We start from the raw sequence: 20585 nt of genomic DNA on the forward strand, positions 1-20585 counted from the left end.
TATAAAAATAACTGATCACACGATAAGGAATGTCACATGTCAACTGACCATAGAGTATTAGATAAAGGCGGTGCGGTGCGTGAGGGTGAGGAGCTTGATACCCAAGCTATCAGCGCATGGCTACGTAGCCAAGGTGTCGATGTCGTAGGCGAGCCTACAGTCACTCAGTTCTCAGGCGGGGCTTCTAACTGGACGTATCGCTTACAATATGAAGGCGATGATAAAAACCAAGATCTTATCTTACGCCGTCCACCAAAAGGTACCAAGGCAAAATCTGCGCACGACATGGTACGCGAATATACCGTTCAAAAAGCATTAAAAGATGCTTATCCTTATGTGCCCGAGATGATTGCGCTATGTACAGATGAATCTGTCATAGGTGCTGATTTTTATGTGATGGAGCGTATGGAAGGGATCATTCCCCGTGCCAATTTACCAAAAGGGGTCGATCTAGATCCTGAACAAATCCGTCAGCTTTGCACCAATGTTTTGGACGCCTTGGTAGAGCTGCATCAAATAGATTATACAGAGCATCCTGATTTGGTTGATTTGGGTCGCGGTGATGGCTACTGCGCGCGCCAAATTAGTGGCTGGGACAAGCGTTATATCAAAGCAAAGACACCCAACGTCCCAAGCTTTGCCTTGGTCAGACAGTGGCTCAAAAAGCATACCCCTGCTGATAGCAAAACGTGCATTATTCACAATGACTGGCGCTTTGACAACGTCATACTCGATGCAAACGAGCCGACTAAAGTTATCGGAGTCCTCGATTGGGAGATGGCAACCCTTGGCGATCCACTAATGGACTTGGGTAGTGCGTTGGCTTACTGGATTGAGGAAGACGACAATATTGTCATGCAGCAGTTTCGTCGCCAGCCAACTCACTTAGAAGGTATGATGACGCGTGACGAAGTGGTTGCTTATTATCTAGAAAAGTCTGGACTACAGATAGATAACTGGACCTTTTATGAAGTGTTTGGGCTGTTTCGTCTATCAGGTATCATTCAGCAAATCTACTATCGCTACTATCATAAACAAACCACCAATCCAGCATTTAAAAACGCGTGGCTTGCCATACATGTCATGCATGCCAAATGTCTAAAACTGATTGCACAATATGAAGGCGAAGCGCTGTTCAATGCACACGTTCAGCCATATTTAGAAGACAGAGGAGTCGATGCGGCAACGATTGAGAAATTGCCAGACCCTGTACAAAAAGTAGTGAAAGGCATTTTACCAAAAGGCTATTTTGCTAAGCCCTCTGATTCAGCTGAAGTATAAGAAAAACCGCAATTTGGACAATATAATAAAAGGCAGTATTTTATGACAACCATACTTTTAGCCCGTCATGGTCAGGCTTCTTTTGGTCAAGAAAACTATGATCGGCTGTCAGAGCTAGGTGAAACCCAAGCAAAAATGCTGGGTCAACACTATGCAAATACCCAGCGCCGTATCGATGCGATATTTACGGGTAATCTGGTCAGGCAACAAGACTCTGCTCGCCATTTTTGGCAAGGGTATCAACCGTTTGCTCAGGCCAATAATGACGACATGGCCATTGCGACAGCCATCAACTTTGATGAGCATGAAAGCTATATTTTGCCGCAATTTGACGAGTTCAATCACAAGGATGTGTTTGTGAAATCCGCTGGTGATTTTGATAACCAAGCTGAGATATCCGCTGAAATTGCCAATGCTCAATCACCAAATCGGCGTCTTGCTGAGCTGTTTGATCAAGCGATGCAGCGCTGGCATGGTGGCAACAATGATCAGGATTATATTGAAAGCTGGCCGCAGTTTAACGACCGTGCGCAGCAAGCGCTTGAACAGGTACGTACAAAGATAGCCGATATGCGCTTAGACCAAAATAGCACTGTATTGGTCTTTACCTCAGGCGGTGTCATCGCTGCCATTACCGCACAGCTACTGAGCCAAGGCAGTCAAACCGCTTATCAGTTAAATAAGAGCTTAGTCAATACGGGCGTGACATCGATCACCCTAAAGAGTCAGCGCGCGCATTTATTGTCTTTAAATGAATACAGTCATTTATTTTCTGAAGGCAAGCAGTTTGTGACGTGGCGATAATTGAGTCAATGGGTTTGGATGCGCTTTTATACACAATCGCCACGTATTTGTAGAGCATTAGCCATTACAATAAACGATTTTAGTCAACCAGTTTTTGTCGTTGGTACAGAGAATCTATAAAACTGGAGTGTCATTTAGAGTCGATACAAGGGAGGGCTTATGCAACACAAACTGCTTAATTTAGTCACTAAAAGCGCCAAACAAAGTAAAGCTCAGGTATTTAGCGCCGTTCAGCCATCACGCTATCTAAAAGACCTAAACAAACAGCAGGTTGGTCAAGGCAAAACCGTCCTGATCACAGGAGCAAGCTCAGGATTGGGCGAGGGTATGGCAAGATTGTTTGCTAAGCTTGGTTATAATCTTGCTATCTGTGCGCGCCGTACTGATCGTTTAGAGCGCTTGCAGTCAGAGCTGGTAGCAGCATATCCTAATATACGCGTTGAGTACCGAGCGTTAGATGTCAGTGATTATGATGCTGTTTTTAAGGTATTTGACGCATTTGCTGCTGACTTTGGCACTATTGATCGTATTGTGGTCAATGCAGGGATTGGCGATAGTCGCCGTATTGGTAAAGGACGTTTTGATACCAATCGCCGTACCGTTGAGATTAATTTCATCTCGGCATTGGCACAATGCGAAGCGGCGATGAATATCTTTCGGGCTCAAAACAGTGGTCATCTGGTCGTCATGTCGAGCATGTCAGCGATGCGTGGCCTGCCTAAGCACCTGACAGCTTATGGCGCGAGTAAAGCAGGTTTGGCACATCTTGCAGAAGGGATTCGTGCTGATATGCTATTGACTAAGTTGCCTATTAAGGTCTCTACTATTTATCCCGGTTACATCCGTACTGAGATTAATACGAATGCCAAGCCATTGCCGTTTGAAGTCGATACTGAGACAGGTACTAAAGCGATCGTTGCCGCGATTGAGGCCGAGGTAGAAGAGGCGTGTGTACCGAGCCTACCATGGTCAATCGTGGGACAGGCGATGAAGCGTTTGCCGCTGCAAGTGATGAGTCGATTGAGCTGATGCAACACGCTCGTGCAATAAAAACAAAAAAGCCCACTCTAATAACAGTGGGCTTTTTGTCTCTATGGCTAAATAATCATGTACAGATTATAGCGTTTGCGGGTTGTCTGATATGTGCTGCTCACGTAGCTTTTGACGCAATACTTTACCGACATTACTTTTTGGTAGTTCGCTGACAAACTCGATATGACGCGGGCACTTATAACCCGTTAAATTGTCTAATGCAAACTCTTTGATGTCTTCTTTGGTGACATTGTTGTCTGCAGGCACAATATAGATTTTGACGGCTTCACCTTGGTTTTCATCAGGGATACCAATCACGGCGCAATCGACGATACCTTCATGGTCAAGCATGACCGCTTCAATCTCATTTGGAAATACATTGAATCCTGACACCAAAATCATATCTTTTTTACGGTCTAGTAAAGTGAAGTAGCCTTTTTCATCCATGCTCACAATATCGCCAGTACGGAAGTAACCATCGCTTGTGAAATCATTGGTATTGTCTCGATTGAAATAGCCTGACATGACGTTTGGGCCTTTGATGCACATCTCACCTGCCTCATGCATGGCGACACGTTCACCATTTTCGTCGACGACGATGATATCGACACTAGGAACAGGTATGCCGATTGTACCGTTGAACTTACGATCAGTAATGACGTTGGCGGTACCGCCAGCAACCCCTTCTGTCATACCCCAACCTTCAACCATAGGGCAACCAGTCACCTCTAACCAACGGGCTGCTGTTTGCTCGGTTGCCGCCATACCACCCGCCTGAGTGATACGCAATGAGCTAAAGTCCAATTCTTTGAAGCTTGGCTGATCAAGCAACCCTTTGAACAAGGTATTGACCGCAGGGAAAATATGGAACGGTTGTTTTGATAGCGTTTTGATAAACCCTGGCATATCACGCGGATTGGGTACTAGAATAAAAGTGTAGCCTGAACGCATACCAAGTAAGCTGAGCATAAACGCAAAGATATGATACAAGGGTAGGGCCATGACCATGTTGATGTACACCTCATTAATGTCTGAGGTCACTGGACGGTACCATGCTTCTGATTGCATCGCCGCTGCGACGACATTACGCTGCGTCAAAACAGCACCCTTAGACAGACCCGTTGTGCCGCCTGTGTATTGTAGAATCGCTTTTTGTTGCAGCGTGGTTTTGGGTGCTTGAAGCGGTAGATTACGTCCTTTTTTCAGTACTTCAGGGAATTTCGTGACGTTGTACTTAGGATCATTTAGATTGTATTTAGGCACTAAGCGTTTGACTTGACGGATGACAGTATTTACCAAAATACCTTTTAGACCCATCATATCGCCCATTTTTGAGAGGACAATCCGTTTGATATTGGTCTCTTCGATAACCTGCTCTAGCGCTTGAGCAAAGTTATCCACCACAAAAATCACCTGAGCGCCTGAGTCATTTAACTGATGACGCAGCTCGCGACCTGTATATAGTGGGTTGATCGGGGTACAGACGTAACCTGCGCGTAAGATACCAATCATGATTGGTAAATATTGTGGGACGTTTGGCATCATGAGTGCCACGACGCTGCCTTTAGGTAAGCCTTGAGCTTGTAACCATGCTGCTACTGCCAATGATGCTTTGTCAACGTCATCATAAGTATGAGTCACACCCATGCAGATAGTCATCGGATGCATACGAAAACGGTTGAAGCACTCTTCATACAACTCTATGAGGCTTTCATATTGATCGGGATTAATGGTCTTGGGTACGTTTTCTGGGTATTGAGCAAGCCAAGGTTTATCTACTGTCATGCCAAGCGTCCTTAAATTAAGATAAGTTAAGGGTCTATAAAAAAGTAGTCACATCCATGTCGACGATATACATCAGTGCTCTTTGAGCGATGAATTGTCGAGTGCTATCCTTTGTTTTCACATACTGCTAACGTACAGAGTCCTCTATAAAATTTGATTTAACTACCAAGACTAAACGCTTAATAAATACGCTTCTGGGTAGATCAAATAACGGGTTACTGTTTCTAAAATTGAAATACCTTTCAAATCAACAGTTTTGACGTGTCTAAAGTCAATATTCGATTAATCTAAATCGACAGAAAACTTAGTGACACATTGCGGGCTTACATTAACATAACTACAACTAAACTCGTTACAGGCATACGAGAACTTGATAGTTTATATTTGGGTTTGATATATGAAAAAATATATGTTGGAGAGTGAGGGGTATACAGAATTGATCAGAGTAGATAAAAATTTGTGCTTGATACATTTACCTTTCAATGAGACATTCAAAGCAAATAGGCGCAACAAAAAAGCGCCTTATTATTGATATAGGGCGCTTTTTTCAAGAGAAGTTACTTATTGTTGAGGGTGGTCTGCATGATGTTTCTCACGCAGTTTTTGACGTAATACTTTACCGACATTACTCTTTGGCAGATCACTCACAAATTCAATATAGCGCGGACATTTATAACCCGTCAGATTGTCTAATGCAAAATCTGTAATCACTTCCTTAGTCACGTTATTGTCTGCAGGAACCACATAGATTTTGACTGCCTCACCTTGACGTTCATCAGGAATGCCAATCACAGCGCAGTCAATCACCCCGTCGCAGTCTAGCATCACAGATTCAACCTCACTTGGGAATACATTGAACCCTGAGACCAATATCATGTCTTTTTTGCGGTCTAATAAGGTAAAGTAACCTTTTTCATCCATACTCGCGATATCGCCAGTACGGAAATAACCGTCGCTTGTGAAATCATTAGTGCTGTCTCTATTATAGTATCCAGAGGTTACATTAGGACCTTTGATACACATCTCACCTGCTTGGTGCGTGCCCACACGCTCACCATTTTCGTCAATGAGAATGATGTCAACATTGGGGACAGGTATCCCAATTGTACCGTTGAATTGGTCATCGGTGACGAGGTTCGCTGTACCGCCTGCGACTCCTTCTGTCATACCCCAGCCTTCAACCATAGGGCAGCCTGTCACCTCCAACCAGCGCTCGGCTGTTTGTTTGGTGGCCGCCATACCACCAGCTTGAGAGATGCGTAATGGCGCAAAATTCAAGTTTTTAAAAGAGGGTGTATCAAGCAGCCCCTTAAACAACGTATTGACCGCAGGGAAAATATGGAACGGCTGTTTTGACAAGGTTTTGACAAACCCTGGCATATCACGCGGATTGGGTACTAGAATAAAAGTGTAGCCTGAGCGCATACCGAGTAGGCTCAGCGAAAACGCAAAAATATGATAGAGCGGCAATGCCATGACCATATTGATATACACTTCATTGATGTCTGAGGTCACCGGACGATACCAAGCTTCTGCCATCAATGCTGCAGCCACGATATTGCGCTGGGTCAGTATCGTGCCTTTAGACAGACCCGTTGTGCCACCTGTGTACTGCAAAATCGCTAATTGATCTAAAGTCATTTTGGGTGCATGAAAAGGCAAAGTTTTGCCTTGCTTGAGCACGTCCGGGAATTTAGTAACTTCATGCTTTGGATCGTTGAGCTCGTATTTGGGTATCAAGCGTTTGACTTGACGGACGATGGTATTCACCAGCATACCCTTAAGTCCCATCATATCGCCAAGTTTAGATAAGACGATACGTTTGATGGCGGTTTCATCGACGACTTGCTCAAGAGCTTGGGCAAAATTATCCACCACAAAAATCACTTGAGCGCCTGAATCATTTAGCTGATGGCGTAGCTCACGACCTGTATAGAGTGGGTTGATTGGGGTACAGACGTAGCCTGCACGCAAGATACCAATCATCGTCGGTAGATATTGCGGTAGGTTTGGCATCATCAGCGCGACGATACTTCCTTTGGGTAACCTCTGAGCCTGTAGCCAAGCTGCGATTGCCAAAGAAGCGTTATTGACATCATTATAAGTATGCGTAACACCCATACATATACTCATTGGATGCCCGCTAAAACGTTCAAAGCACTCCTCGTACAACTCCATCACGTTGCCATAAGTATCAGGATTAATCGTCTTTGGTACACTTGCCGGATATTGGTCAAGCCAAGGTTTGTTTGGCATCATAGTCAGCGTCCTTGCAGTTTGATATAGGTGAATGTTTTTTAAGAAAGCAGTCATATGCATGTCAATATCACAAATCAGCATTAATGTGATTAACCTGCTATTGGATGCAGTAACGTCCGTGTCTGCTTGCTGTTGTTGCCGTTGTTCAATCTAATTAACTACTGATGGGTGAGTTAAATGAATCAAACAATTAGATAACCCAATGACAGAAATAACCTGTATTTCAAGTAGATATTATCTGGTTTTTGCAACTACGGTATCAAAAAAACGATACATTTAAGCAATACATTAGCATGAATAATGTTGAAGACAATAATAGAAAGCAAGACTGAGCAGTACATAGATAAAAATGAACACTACAGCAGGTATATGATGTATAAGAAATTTGCTACCGCAAGATAAGTTTTTGAGTGAGTCAAACGTGTCAATAGAGTAGAAGGATTTATTGATAAAACAGAGAAGTGATTGCGTAAGTATTAAAATGGATATGACTCATTCATGGTGCAAGTCGCTAAGCTGGCAACGTTTGATGGTCAATAAGATGAATATCATGCAAAGAGAAAATGGCATCAATGAGGCAGAATAAACTGCTTGTTTTTATTAAAAAAGCGTCGATAAATGAGCAGCGCGCTGATGGTACAGCCAAGTGTGCTACTCACACAGATCAAAAACATCGTGATTATCTGATAGCGGACCGCTTGGGTGGGGTCGGCACCAGCCAATATTTGCCCCGTCATCATACCGGGCAAGCTGACAATACCGACGACTAGCATAGAGTTGAGCGTTGGGGTCATGCCATTTGTGATTGCGGTACGAATCTGCTCATGGACGGCCTCAAATGGTCGAGCAGAAAGACTCAGCATCATCTCGATACGCCTTTGCTGCTCATGAAAAGCTTCGATCAACTGATTGCTCGTTAAGGAGATGGCTGTCAAAGAATTGCCCAATATCAGCCCCAGTATAGGAATAATAAATTGCGGCGTATACCAAGGCTGCACTCTTAGGATAACGATCATCGCTATTGCAGTGACCAGTGTCGCTGAGGTACCTACGGCTATTAGCGTATCGGTTAGCAACCCTTTATAGCTGCGTTTGACACGATTTTTGGCAGCACTCCCTGCAATCAGGGTCATAATGGTCAAAATCAGCAACACTTCGTACCATTGTTCGCGTGCAAAAATCCATGCCAGTATCAGACCGATAAAGCTAAGCTGCACGATCGTACGAACAGCGGCCATTAAGAGTGTGGTCGTCAGTTTTAAGCGCAGTTGCCATGAGATGAGTAGTACGATGATAATCATACAACTGGCAAGCGCAATATCACTGTAAGTTAAAAATACTTGCATATGATTCATACCGTTGATGGGGCTCATTATAAAGGAAGGCAGTAATGTCATGAGCACGATGTAATGAAGGTTTCGAGCAAGTTTTTGAGCATCATATCGTGCCCTAGAGCGCTTCGGTTAGTACACCTGCTTGCATATGCCAATGTCTACTGGCCAATGACATAATCTCTTTGGTATCGTGAGTTACCCATAATAACGAGCGCTGAGTATCTGCTTGTAACCATCTCATCAGCAAGCTGACCAACTGCGCTGAGGTGTCGATATCTAGCGCGGCGGTTGGCTCATCTAGTAATAGTACTCGCGGATTGAGTTGTAGTAGGCGTAAGGTATTGACCAGCTGACGCTCACCACCCGATAAGTGGTTGGCCTCTTGTTGCAAAAAGTCTGCATTTTTATTCAAAGACGCAAGTTGGGTCAAATGCCAGTTTATATCAAAACTTTGGGTCTGATGCGCGTCTAAAGCATAAGGCATCTTTAAATTATCAAGGACATTGCCCTCTAACAGCTGTGGCTGTTGAGCAAGCAGCGCCACTTGCTTGCGCCAAGTAATTGGCGATGTGGCGTGAATGCTTTCATCTCGCTGATGTGGCGTGGCATCACTACGCAAATGAATATCACCAGTGCTCATCGGCAACAATCCTGCCAGCACCCGCAAGAGGACAGATTTGCCACTACCAGAAGCCCCTGTCAACACGGTGATTTGTCCTGATAGTAGCTTGCCACTCGCACCGTTTATCAATATGCGGCTATGAGGCGATAGTCCATCAGATAGCACATTTTTTTGTCGCTTATTTAACCACCTTTGATAGAGTTTATGCGGTACAAAGATTTTTGTCTGTTCACCACTACTATGCTTAGGATTATCGCTACCGACTACCGGCCTGCCATGCACCCAGAGATTATTAAATTCAAGCAAGGGTCTATCAGGATCAATGCGCATAGCGTTCTACAGTCGCTCGTTCGTTTGCTCGCTAATGGCTTGTTCAATGGCATCGCGTAGCTCTTTTGGTACACGGATAGGACGCATTGGTGCGGTGTCAGCTTGAACATGATTTGTATTATCATTTGTCATCGGCTCTGGTTTGACAAGGTTTTGTACACAAGCAATGACGATCTTAGTGCTACTTAATATCTGGCTAGTGGTTTTGTCTGTAGCACTATTATCTGATGTGCTACGATGAATGCTTTGATAGAATATGATGCTAGCAGGTTTTAGCTCCACTTTATCGATACGTACAGAGATGACTTCATCTAAGAGAATGGCTCTCTTGTATTGTAAGTCTGCCTGACTCACGACAAAATGCTGTATGTCGCCATCATCAGTTTGCAAAAAATAACCGTTTAGACCCAGCTTGGTAAACCAATCACGGCGGCAGTTTTCAAAAAACACCAGATGGTTGGCATGATAAACGATGCCGCCTGCATCCGTATGGTTGATGTAGACGTTATAATCTTTAGCAAATAGTGGTTCCATATTATTCACGGCTGTATTTTTATGCTCAGTTGTCGTCATAAGGGTGCTCAGTATTTTTGATAAAGGTTGTTTAGCGAACGTAATTTATATATGTGGGTAAATAAGAAACCCGACAAAAAATAGTCTCTATTATATTTATAATAAGCGCTACTCTAGCTCAAGATATAAGGCCATGCAACAGCTAGGGTAGCCTAGGTCTGTTATCATAGGCTTTTGTATCAGACTCATCTATATCAGCACAGTCTTTTAACCAATCAGTATAGGACAGTTTATGACCCGTTTTGTCAGTTTTAATATCAATGGTATCCGCGCTCGTCAGCATCAGCTTGAGGCAGTGCGCGAGGTAATCGATCCTGATGTCATGGGTCTACAAGAGACCAAAGTCCATGACGATCAATTTCCACTTGATGACATAAAAGCTCTAGGATATCACGTAGAGTATTTCGGGCAAAAAGGACATTATGGCGTGGCATTATTGTCGAAAGTGGCGCCTATATTTGTACAAAAAGGTTTTCCTAGCGAAGATACTGAAGCACAAAAGCGTTTTATACATGCACGCTATGAGCTTGAAGGGCGTGAAGTGGATGTGCTCAATGGTTATTTTCCACAAGGAGAGAGCCAAGATCACCCAACCAAGTTTCCAATGAAGCGTGCATACTATGCAGATTTAATGGCTTATATTGATACACTAAAGGCAGAAGGTCGTTCGATTATTGTCATGGGAGATATGAATATTGCACCAGAAGACATAGATATCGGTATCGGTGAGGTCAATGCAAAGCGCTGGTTAAAAAATAGAAAAACCTCATTTTTGCCAGAGGAACGCGAATGGTACTCAGCATTAATGTCGCGTGAGTTGACCGATACGTACCGTTTGCATTATCCAGAGAGTACCGAATTATACAGTTGGTTCGATTATCGCAGTCGCGGCTTTAATGATGAACCCAAGCGCGGTTTACGTATCGATCATATTTTATGCACATCAGACCTCGTTAGTGAATGCATCGATGCTGGCATCAGCTATGAGCTACGCGCGATGGAAAAACCCTCTGACCATGCACCCATTTGGTCGGCATTTGATCTAAAAAAACCGTAATATTTATATGATGTTTATCACATTACCTCTAAAAACAACGATAAAAATTGAAAAATAAGGATTTTACTATGTCTGTTGGAAACGTAGCAGTACCTGATATTATTTATCCCATTGATGGCATTAAGCTGAGCGCAACTGCCGCGGGCGTACGTTATAAAAATCGTGATGATTTAGTCGTGATTGAAATCGCTGAACAGGCCTCGACCGCAGTTGTCACGACTAAAAATACATTTTGCGCCGCGCCTGTACGTATATTACGTGAGCACTTTACCAAGGCTAGTCCGCGTTATCTGGTAACCAATACAGGTAATGCAAACGCAGGCACGGGCGCTGATGGTAAACGCCGCGCTACTGAAATTTGTACAGCCTTGGCTGAAAAAGCTGGCGTAGAGGCTAATACAGTACTGCCATTTTCTACTGGCGTGATTGGCGAGCCATTAAATAGTGACGCGGTCATTGCAGGTTTAGACGATGCGCTAGCAAACTTAGCCTCTGATAACTGGTTGGCTGCTGCTAATGGTATCCGAACGACAGATACTATCCCTAAGCTTGCTAGCCAAAAAGTCGACGTTGCAGGTACTAGCTATCATATCACTGGCATGTCAAAAGGCTCAGGCATGATACGTCCAAATATGGCGACTATGCTGGGTTATGTCGCAACCGATGCCAATATCGCGGCCGACTTATTGCAAGAGATGCTAAGCGCTATCAATGAGCAGTCGTTTAACCGTATTACTGTTGATGGTGACACATCAACCAATGATTGCTGCGTATTGATTGCGACAGGTGCTGCCAGCTCAGAGGTGATTGATAGTCCAGCGCATCCGCATTATCAGGCCGTTTTTGATGCACTGCGCGAAGTGTTTGTACGTTTGGCACAGCTCATTGTCCGTGACGGTGAAGGGGCGACCAAGTTTATGACGGTTAAAGTGACTGGCGGGAAGACCACGCAAGAGTGCTGCGATGTGGCTTATGCTGTGGCGCATTCACCACTGGTAAAAACGGCATTCTTTGCGAGTGATGCAAACTGGGGGCGCATCTTGGCGGCAGTCGGTTATGCTGGTATTGACGACCTAGACACCGAGCAAGTTGATGTGTATTTAGATGAGGTGATGATTTGTCAAAATGGCGGTGTCGCGCCCAGCTATACAGAAGAAGCAGGTAAAAAAGTCATGAGCCGCGCTGAGATTACCATTCACATTGATCTGGCTCGTGGTAATGCTAGCGATACGGTGTATACCTGCGATTTGTCATACGATTATGTCAAGATAAACGCTGACTATCGCAGTTAGAAACGGTCTTAAAAGCTTCAATCTTGACAGATTTTTTAAATCTATTTATAAAAAGCCAGAGTAATTATTGCTCTGGCTTTTTTGTGTCTAATACCAAGCTGTTATCAAATTACTCTGCTATTCAATACGCTTTATTAACATCAGTTGCAAAAGCTGACGTTACTTTACAAAGCAGTCATAGAGAGTAAGGTGAGTTGCGACCTATACTTGCTGGGGTGAACAGATGATATTCACTACAACGCTAGTAAAGCTGGCTAGAGATTTCAATTAGCGTGACTCTAAATATCATCATGGTAGAAAGAAGCTTTGTTGTATGAAGAAATGCAGTAGAGTTTTTAAAATAATAAATTTAGATAGAAAATAAAGAATTATTACCAATTATCTGAGGATTGAATAATGAAAAGATTAGCACTTGCAGCATTGATGACAACTTTTGCTCTTACTGGTTGTTCTACTATGGACATGGACAATGAGCGTACAATGGTTGTAGAAGGACAGCCTATGAACGTCAAAGTGGTAAATATTCCAAGTTTTGAAGTAGAAATCGCACCGCGTAAAGCAGTTTGTGACCTGACTGCAACAGACGGTACGATGGTTGAATCACAGTGCCTACAGTATCGCCAAACTTATCAGAAAAACTACACCACTTTAAGTGGTAACATTCAAGGCTTCACTTATGAGCCAAACTACCGTTATGTATTAGATGTACGCCAAGAAGCAGTCACTGCTGAAGGCTCTAATGTGGTCAAACCAGTTTGGATTTTAAACGAAGTCGTTTCAAAAACTGCTGAATAGTACAGCTTGAAAGTATACAACTAATAAAAAGGCCGCTAATATATAGCGGCCTTTTTATTGATACGATATCTGCTGCTATGATGAGATAGCGTAGTTAAAGGTAACATTTATCAATTACATTAACATTGACTGTAGTTAACACTAACGCCGCGCGTCGCAGTAGGGATTCTATTATCAGCATAGACAGCTAGGCCACCACGAGCGGTCTCTTTATATTTATCAGACATATCAGCACCTGTCTGCTTCATGGTTTCTATAGCCTTATCCAAAGAGACGAAGTGCTGGCCATTTCCTCTACAGGCTAGACGTGCTGCGTTGATAGCTTTGACCGCCCCCATGGCATTGCGCTCGATGCAAGGCACCTGCACCAGTCCACCAATAGGGTCGCAGGTTAGACCTAAATTATGCTCAATACCGATTTCTGCCGCATTTAAACATTTAGCTGGTGTCCCATTCATGATCTCTGCTAATGCAGAACCTGCCATCGCACATGCCGATCCAACCTCGCCTTGGCAGCCGACTTCAGCACCAGAGATGGAAGCGTTTTGCTTGATTAGGCTACCGATAGCGGTGGCGTTCAATAAAAACTTGCGGACACCATCTTGGCTATAGTTAGGTAAAAAATCACGATAGTAGTGCAATACTGCAGGAATAATACCTGCTGCGCCATTGGTGGGTGCGGTCACAACTTTGCCGCCATTGGCGTTTTCTTCATTGACGGCGAGCGCGTACAAGTCTACCCAATCCATGGCGGCTAATTTATCAGTTTTGGTGATAGGTTGGTCTTTTTCCGCAGACAGTTGCCTGTGCAAATCTTGTGCGCGGCGTTTGACATCCAAGCCACCTGGCAAAATACCGCCATTTTCACAGCCTTGTTTAACACAATCTTGCATGACCTCCCAAATGCTATCTAGGTAGGCAAATACTTCTTCTTTGTCATGGAAGTGGCATTCATTGGCCAGTACTAATTCGCTGATGCTCAAATCATACTGACGACATTGTTCTAGTAGTTCTGCTGCATTATTAAAAGGATAAGGAACGCTATCGATCGTTGGGCTGGCATGATCTTCATCTGGATCGGTGGCATCTTCTTTATTGATGACAAAACCACCACCAATCGAATAGTAGGTCTGCTGATAACGAGTACCGTCAGTCGATATAGCACGAAGCGTCAGTGCGTTAGGGTGATAGGGCAGGAAAGTATCGTCGTACCAATAAATATCCTGCTCTGTATCAAATGCAATTGTGTGAATACCTGACACATTTAATGTCTTGCCAGAAAAAATAGGAGAAAGATAGCTGCTGGTCATACGTGTATCGATGGTGCTAGGTGTATGGCCAAGTAACCCTAACAATATGGCAGTATCTGTTGCGTGCCCTTTTCCTGTCGCCGCCAAAGAACCATAAAGCTCGATTTCAATCTTTGCGATAGCCGTCAGTTCCATTTGCTTGGTCAATGAGGCTAAAAATAAATTGGCTGCCACCATTGGTCCCACTGTATGTGAGCTCGATGGACCAATGCCGATTTTAAATAAATCAAAAATACTAATCATAATGAGTTACCGAAAATTCAAAGGCTTGAACAATCCTGTTGATTGCCTTGAGCGCTTTTATTGAAAATATAATAGGCAGTCGTCACTCTCAAGGCCCACTGCAGAAGACTTGTGAGCGACCGTCTATAAAAATATTGCTATTAAAGAGTACAGATGGTGACTGAATAATCACTTTTATTTATTTTGAAACTCCGCTATCATGCTCGGAGTCAACGACTATGTAACATCCTGTAAGTCAGTACCGCTATTAAGTAGGCTGGTTGGTAGAAGAGCAAACGTGCTTTTGATCATACAGTATCTTTGGTTATACATAGTGATCTAATACAACCAGCCAAGAACTGGCTATCATACCAAATAATACTTTTGGTTTGTCATATTACAACATAAATGAATGAATTGGGATGACATATTATCGATAGAAGACGATAGTGCTTATTTATATTGTTTACGACTTCTATCGCGTTCGCTACTATCCTCCCAATTTCGCACCGTTTTTACTTTTTCCATTATTTTAGCCTATTACCTCAGCTCACATAGGACACGCGCGCATGCCATCTCAAAAAGACCCATCATCAGCTTCAGACAACAGCGCTCAAAATCAGTCAGCTCACAATGCATTGGAAGCTGCAGGTATTGATTCAGCAGCCATCAGTTATCCGCACAATCCAGATTTTGAAAATGGTCGCTGGTTTCCGACATGGCGACCTTACAAAGGTGATTTGGATCGTGATCCAGTGGGTATCAATGATTATCTGCCACCGTCAAAGAGTGTATTACTTGGTATACAACATACATTTGCCATGTTTGGTGCGACCGTCCTTGCGCCATTATTGATGGGATTTGACCCTAACTTAGCCATTTTGATGTCTGGTATCTGTACGGTGATGTTCTTTATGATCACTGGTGGGCGTATGCCAAGCTACTTGGGATCAAGCTTTGCTTTTATTGGTCCAGTGATTGCGGTAACTGCGTATGCAGGGGCAGGGTTCAATGATAATTTGAATGTCGCGCTAGGCGGTATCATGGCCTGCGGTATCATTTATGCGTTGATTGGCCTATTGGTGATGAAAACCGGTACTGGCTGGATTGAGCGCTTGATGCCGCCTATCGTCACCGGTGCCATTGTTATGATTATCGGTCTTAACTTAGCGCCAGTCACTATTCAGGGCGTATCTGCCAATCAGTTTGATGCTTGGATGGCCACGTTGACCGTACTACTCATCAGTGGGGTGGCTGTGTTTACCCGTGGCATGTTACGTCGTTTACTGCTACTCGTGGGTTTGGTATTGTCATACATCGCTTATTTTGTGATGACCAATATCCTAGGTTTTGGTGCGGCAATTGATTTTAGCGCAGTCGCTGCGGCTTCATGGTTTGGTCTGCCTAGCATTCATACCCCGCGCTTTGAGATGAGTGCTATTATTCTCATTGCGCCTGTCGCCTTTATTTTGGTCGCTGAAAACTTAGGTCACTTTAAGGCAGTGGAAGGTATGACCAAGTCTCGCGTGACCCCTTATATGGGCCGAGCATTTTTTGCCGATGGCTTGGCAACGACTTTCTCAGCAGGATTTGGCGGTACAGGTGTGACTACCTATGCTGAAAACATCGGGGTGATGGCGGTCACCAAAGTATATAGCACAACGATATTTGTCGTCGCAGGTGTGGTCGCTATTATATTAGGGTTATCACCAAAATTTGGTGCCATTATCCAAACGATACCAGCGGCTTTATTGGGCGGCGCTTCTATCGTCGTTTTCGGTCTGATCACGATCGCTGGGATAAAAATCTGGATCGACAGCCACATTGATTTTAGTAAAAACAGCAATCTGATCATCGCGGCAGTGACCGTAATCATGGGTACAGGTAACTTTAGCTTGCACTTAGGTGGTTTTGATTTGGGTGGTATTGGTACTGCCACTTTAGCCGCTATCGTGTTGAATGCTTTATTTAATAAAAGTTCTGACGTTAAATAAGTAATGCTGATAAGATTAAAGTTTGAGTCTATCGAATAAAAATAGTAAAAGCATATATCCTTTAAAAAAAAGCGCCCATGCTATCTGTAGCATGGGCGCTTTTTGTTGAATGGCAGTTTAAGTAATCGTATCAATATTACTTAATTACTTATAGTCTCGCTTATAAAACCTTGAAAAAAATTGATAGCGGCGTAGGGCGCGTGGTTTTGGTTTTAGTGACCCTAAATAAATAGCAAACATGGTTAACAAGGCGCCGCCCCATTGTAAGCTGTTGATAGGTTTGTCCAGCCAGCTATAATCAATGACAAGTGCTGCAATAGGCTCAGTTAATAGTAACAAACCAGTCAGTGCCAGAGACAACTTAGGAATAGAATAAGCAATCAGACCCCATGCCAAACACTGCATCACTGTGCCGTAGATAAGCACCCAACCAATCTCAGACCATGTGTTGGGCAAGATATGACCTGTATCGAATATGAACATAGGCACAATCATCGCTAAGACGCCACCGATACTAATTAGCTGCATCAGCATAAATATCGGTGTCGGTTCGGTATCATGTGTCTTTCGAATAAAAGTCATCGACGCGGCTAGCATTGCTCCTGACACAATACCCGTGACAAATCCCCAAGTGGCCGCTGAATTGTGTGCAAATTCAGGACTGCCTATCATTGCAACGCCCAGCATCGCTAAAAATAAACTGATGATCTGCACGACAGATTGGCGCTCATTGAAATATAAAAAACCAATGGCAGCTAAAAAGAAGATTTGTAAGCTATTGAGCAGGGTCGAAATACCAGGACCCACAGCGTAAATGCTCTCGTGCCAAAGCGCCAAGTCTAATCCTAAAAATGCACCTGACAATAAACCATAAAAAATAGCACGTTTTGATTGTGGCATCTGTTGGCGCATCACCTTGGCTAAAATCGCAAAGACAATACCTGAAATGGCCAGTCGCCAAAATGACATCGCCCAGCCACCGATATCGACGTGAGCGACAATCAGACTGCCCAGCCCGAAGATAATACAACCGATAACTAGGCCAATAGGGGCAGCGCGTGAAGAAGCAGTCGCCATAAAACGTCCTTATATTATTATTCTTATGGTCCTAGACCAATGTGAGGGTTAGCCAAAGCCCTATTGTCGTGGTTTTAAGCAAAAAATAAAATGGCAAAACCAAAATTTATTCTGGTTATTAGATAGATCGTTGCTATAGATAATTTATTAAACCAAATAGTACGAAAAAGTCTCGTAGGCAGTAGAACCATCTTGTAACCTTACTCACACAATAATGCTTGTACAACAGCGCTTATATAATCGAGTCACATCCTTACAGGAATGATATTGGCTCTGATATTGCAATTTGTTAGTCTAGTACTCATAAAATCACCAGTCATCAACCGCTATATCAAACAATCTATATTATTTGCCTAGGTTTGCTTATGCTCCGACATTTTATGTCAAAAATACAACCAAATGTGACCTCTTGTTTGCCTCTAAAAATATCGCAATTTGGCTTTGCGATAGGTATCGTCTCTAGTGCATTTTTTTTAATGCCTAGCGCCCAAGCGGCTGGTTGCAAGCTCCCCAAAAGCTACTATAAAAACGTCTCTTGTACGTCTACTAGCGGCTATTTTTTAGCAATCAAAGATTTTGGTGCGCCAGTCGCTCTGATTGACAGCAAAGGTAAAAGGGTCGTTGATTTATCACGCTATCAAAAAGTCGATGCCGACAAGATATCGGGCGGGCTACTACCTGTATTGCGCAACAGTCGGGTCGGTTATCTCAATATGCAGGGACGCGAAGTCGTGCCTGCAATGTACGATATGCTCACAGGAAATCAAGGGTGGGCGCGTCCAGTATCTGAAGGACGTATCGTCGTAAAAAAAGATGGTAACTACGGTGTTATCAATACCTCCAACAGCACGGTTGTCTCGTTTTCAGCATCGATTGACGAGATCGATGATTATCGTAATGGGAGAGCGCGCGTCCGTAAAAACAGTGCGATAAGTTGGTTAGATAAAAATGGTAATGCAACGCGTGATCCAAATGCTCAGGATAAGAGTCAGTCGGCTAAAAAATCCACAGCTTCTACTAACAATACGTCATCACAATCAAGACAACCTGCACCTACACGTTTTACGACATTACAATCACGTCAGCAAGATGGAAAATGGGGCTTCGTTGACGACAACGACGTCACGATGATTACCTATTCGTTCGATGAAGTCCGTCCATTCTCTGAAGGATTAGCGGGCGTTCGTATCGGAGAGGAGTGGGGCTTTGTTAATCTGGGCGGTGAGCTAGTGATTCCTTTTCGCTTCACTAATGATGGGGTATTAACTGATGATAATTATAAGGGTCAACCCTCATTTGTATTTACAGGTGGTAAGGCATGGATCGGCAATTTAAAGAACGGCAATAAAATGTGCATCAATAAAGAAGGCACAGGTGTCAGCTGCGATTAGCGTTATATCCATAATCTATAATTGGTATACAATGAAAAAGAGTGTAAACCCTATTCGTTATCGATAGGGTATACACTCTTTTTTATGGCTAGTGTGACTATAGGCGAATAGCTATTTTTCTAACAAATGATTGCTAATCAAATCGACCATATAAGGCTGATAATATTCTGGAATATCATGCGCCATACCTTCGATTAAATGAAACTTGGCATTAGGAATGGTTTTTGCCACCACTCGACCTTGTGACGCCGGTAGCAGTCCGTCAGCGCTACCATGTAAGACAATCGTTGGTGCTTTGACTTGCTTACTAAAGCGGCTGATAGAACCTGATGCCAAGATAGCATTGAGCTGCTGCACCGTACCTAGAGGGTGAAAATTGCGTTGATAGCGAATTTTGGCAATTTCACGCACCATGCGCACATTGACGTGACCTGGTGTGCCAACCGTTTTCATAAACCAGACACTATGGCGTACGATATCACGCTCAGAGTGGCTCTCTGGACGATTGATAAGGGTGTATAGCTGCTTAGGTCTTGGCGGTTTTAAAAATGCTCGATTGGTCGTGGTAAACATAAGCGCCATACGCTGCACCAAGCTTGGATAACGTGCCGCCACAATTTGAGCAATCATCCCGCCCATAGAGGCACCAAGCAGATGCGTTTTGCTAAGCTTGAGCGCCTTGATCAAACGGGCGGTGTCTTCTGCCATGTCAGTCAAGTTATAAGCCACCTGAGTGCTTTTGTTCGATAGACCCGTTTGTAGGCGTACCATCATTTTGAGCTGGTTGATACGCGGTAGGCCCTCGATCTGTACTTTAGAAGACAGGCCAATATCACGATTGTCAAAACGGATCACAAAAAAACCAGCATCAATAAAGCGCTTAATAAAATTGTCTGGCCAAAATATCATTTGCGAACCCAGCCCCATGATCATCAGGAGCGGCGGATTATTAGGGTTGCCACCCGCTTCGACACACAACTCTATACCATCACCAATATCAATCATCGCTTGATGAAGGTGTTGGCTAAGATCGGAGTCGCGCCACTGATGCTCCCCAAACCGTTGCCATTCAGGAGTAGGGTAAAAGTCTAGAGTATTGTCTAAACTGGTATCTGACGTTTCCGGCAATTTGGCACTATTAATGTCATTTGATGTTGTCATGAAGTGTCCTAATTAGAGGGTCATCTACTACAGCTCAAGCATCTCAAAATCAAGCTTGCCGACACCGCACTCAGGGCAGGTCCAGTCATCAGGGATGTCTTCCCATTTGGTGCCAGGGGCAATACCTTCTTCAGGGCAGCCAAGCGCTTCGTCATAGATCCAGCCGCAGACAATACATTCATAACGTTTCATAAATAGTCCTATCGATCATTACCAGTGTCACAGTGCGTCATAAACGCTTATATTTCGTATTACAGTCATTATAT

17 protein-coding genes are annotated in these 20585 nt (G+C 43.7%); 8 read left to right on the plus strand and 9 right to left on the minus strand.

Annotated features, from left to right (window positions below; all coding sequences use genetic code 11):
- Positions 1–36 precede the first annotated feature (36 nt).
- The 3 genes from AC58CZ_RS06960 to AC58CZ_RS06970 all read left to right on the plus strand — a co-directional run bounded on the left by AC58CZ_RS06960 (position 37) and on the right by AC58CZ_RS06970 (position 3114).
- Complete coding sequence (locus tag AC58CZ_RS06960; protein WP_494224453.1) at positions 37–1281, plus strand: phosphotransferase; 1245 nt, start codon at positions 37–39, stop codon at positions 1279–1281.
- A 42-nt stretch (positions 1282–1323) separates the two neighbouring features.
- Positions 1324–2085, plus strand: a complete 762-nt coding sequence (locus AC58CZ_RS06965) for a histidine phosphatase family protein (protein WP_494224454.1) — start codon at positions 1324–1326, stop codon at positions 2083–2085.
- 159 nt (positions 2086–2244) lie between these two features.
- The gene (locus AC58CZ_RS06970; protein ID WP_494224455.1) at positions 2245–3114 is read left to right on the plus strand and encodes an SDR family oxidoreductase; all 870 of its coding nucleotides are present in this window, start codon (positions 2245–2247) and stop codon (positions 3112–3114) included.
- 87 nt (positions 3115–3201) lie between these two features.
- Here AC58CZ_RS06970 and AC58CZ_RS06975 read toward each other — a convergent pair whose 3' ends face one another.
- From AC58CZ_RS06975 to AC58CZ_RS06995, 5 genes are all read right to left on the minus strand, one after another.
- Positions 3202–4902, minus strand: a complete 1701-nt coding sequence (locus AC58CZ_RS06975) for an AMP-binding protein (protein WP_494224456.1) — start codon at positions 4900–4902, stop codon at positions 3202–3204.
- Positions 4903–5463: 561 nt separating this feature from the next.
- On the minus strand, positions 5464–7161 hold the full coding sequence (locus AC58CZ_RS06980) for an AMP-binding protein (protein ID WP_494224457.1): 1698 nt from the start codon (positions 7159–7161) through the stop codon (positions 5464–5466).
- A 569-nt stretch (positions 7162–7730) separates the two neighbouring features.
- Positions 7731–8507 carry an ABC transporter permease gene (locus tag AC58CZ_RS06985; protein ID WP_494224458.1) on the minus strand — a complete coding sequence of 259 codons (777 nt, stop codon included), beginning with the start codon at positions 8505–8507 and terminating at the stop codon, positions 7731–7733.
- Positions 8508–8610: 103 nt separating this feature from the next.
- Positions 8611–9447, minus strand: coding sequence for an ATP-binding cassette domain-containing protein (locus AC58CZ_RS06990; RefSeq protein ID WP_494224459.1), 837 nt, complete (start codon positions 9445–9447; stop codon positions 8611–8613).
- Positions 9448–9453: 6 nt separating this feature from the next.
- Entirely contained in the window at positions 9454–10020 is a 567-nt protein-coding gene (locus tag AC58CZ_RS06995; RefSeq protein ID WP_494224460.1) for a thioesterase family protein, read from the minus strand.
- Positions 10021–10252: 232 nt separating this feature from the next.
- Between AC58CZ_RS06995 and xthA the strand changes: the two genes are divergently transcribed.
- The 3 genes from xthA to AC58CZ_RS07010 all read left to right on the plus strand — a co-directional run bounded on the left by xthA (position 10253) and on the right by AC58CZ_RS07010 (position 13164).
- Positions 10253–11077 (plus strand): exodeoxyribonuclease III, encoded by an 825-nt coding sequence (xthA, locus tag AC58CZ_RS07000; RefSeq protein ID WP_186474621.1) that lies wholly within the window; start codon positions 10253–10255, stop codon positions 11075–11077.
- A 68-nt stretch (positions 11078–11145) separates the two neighbouring features.
- Positions 11146–12369: a bifunctional glutamate N-acetyltransferase/amino-acid acetyltransferase ArgJ gene (gene argJ, locus AC58CZ_RS07005; RefSeq protein ID WP_494224461.1), complete on the plus strand. Its 1224-nt coding sequence runs from the start codon at positions 11146–11148 to the stop codon at positions 12367–12369.
- Between the two features lie 396 nt (positions 12370–12765).
- Entirely contained in the window at positions 12766–13164 is a 399-nt protein-coding gene (locus AC58CZ_RS07010) for a DUF4377 domain-containing protein (RefSeq protein WP_058024290.1), read from the plus strand.
- A gap of 119 nt (positions 13165–13283) precedes the next feature.
- Here the strand turns inward: AC58CZ_RS07010 and AC58CZ_RS07015 are convergent, their stop codons facing one another.
- Positions 13284–14717: an L-serine ammonia-lyase gene (locus tag AC58CZ_RS07015; protein ID WP_494224462.1), complete on the minus strand. Its 1434-nt coding sequence runs from the start codon at positions 14715–14717 to the stop codon at positions 13284–13286.
- Positions 14718–15265: 548 nt separating this feature from the next.
- Between AC58CZ_RS07015 and AC58CZ_RS07020 the strand changes: the two genes are divergently transcribed.
- Complete coding sequence (locus tag AC58CZ_RS07020) at positions 15266–16690, plus strand: solute carrier family 23 protein (protein ID WP_497413142.1); 1425 nt, start codon at positions 15266–15268, stop codon at positions 16688–16690.
- 144 nt (positions 16691–16834) lie between these two features.
- Here the strand turns inward: AC58CZ_RS07020 and AC58CZ_RS07025 are convergent, their stop codons facing one another.
- The gene (locus AC58CZ_RS07025; protein ID WP_494224922.1) at positions 16835–17767 is read right to left on the minus strand and encodes an EamA family transporter; all 933 of its coding nucleotides are present in this window, start codon (positions 17765–17767) and stop codon (positions 16835–16837) included.
- 380 nt (positions 17768–18147) lie between these two features.
- Between AC58CZ_RS07025 and AC58CZ_RS07030 the strand changes: the two genes are divergently transcribed.
- Positions 18148–19158 (plus strand): WG repeat-containing protein, encoded by a 1011-nt coding sequence (locus AC58CZ_RS07030; protein WP_494224921.1) that lies wholly within the window; start codon positions 18148–18150, stop codon positions 19156–19158.
- A 111-nt stretch (positions 19159–19269) separates the two neighbouring features.
- On the opposite strand, the gene AC58CZ_RS07035 is transcribed toward AC58CZ_RS07030, so the two are convergent.
- Together AC58CZ_RS07035 and AC58CZ_RS07040 are read right to left on the minus strand one after the other, a co-directional pair.
- Entirely contained in the window at positions 19270–20319 is a 1050-nt protein-coding gene (locus AC58CZ_RS07035; RefSeq protein ID WP_494224920.1) for an alpha/beta fold hydrolase, read from the minus strand.
- Positions 20320–20346: 27 nt separating this feature from the next.
- Complete coding sequence (locus AC58CZ_RS07040; protein ID WP_057759803.1) at positions 20347–20511, minus strand: rubredoxin; 165 nt, start codon at positions 20509–20511, stop codon at positions 20347–20349.
- Between the last annotated feature and the right edge of the window lie 74 nt (positions 20512–20585).

This window comes from Psychrobacter sp. CR212 (assembly GCF_059693765.1).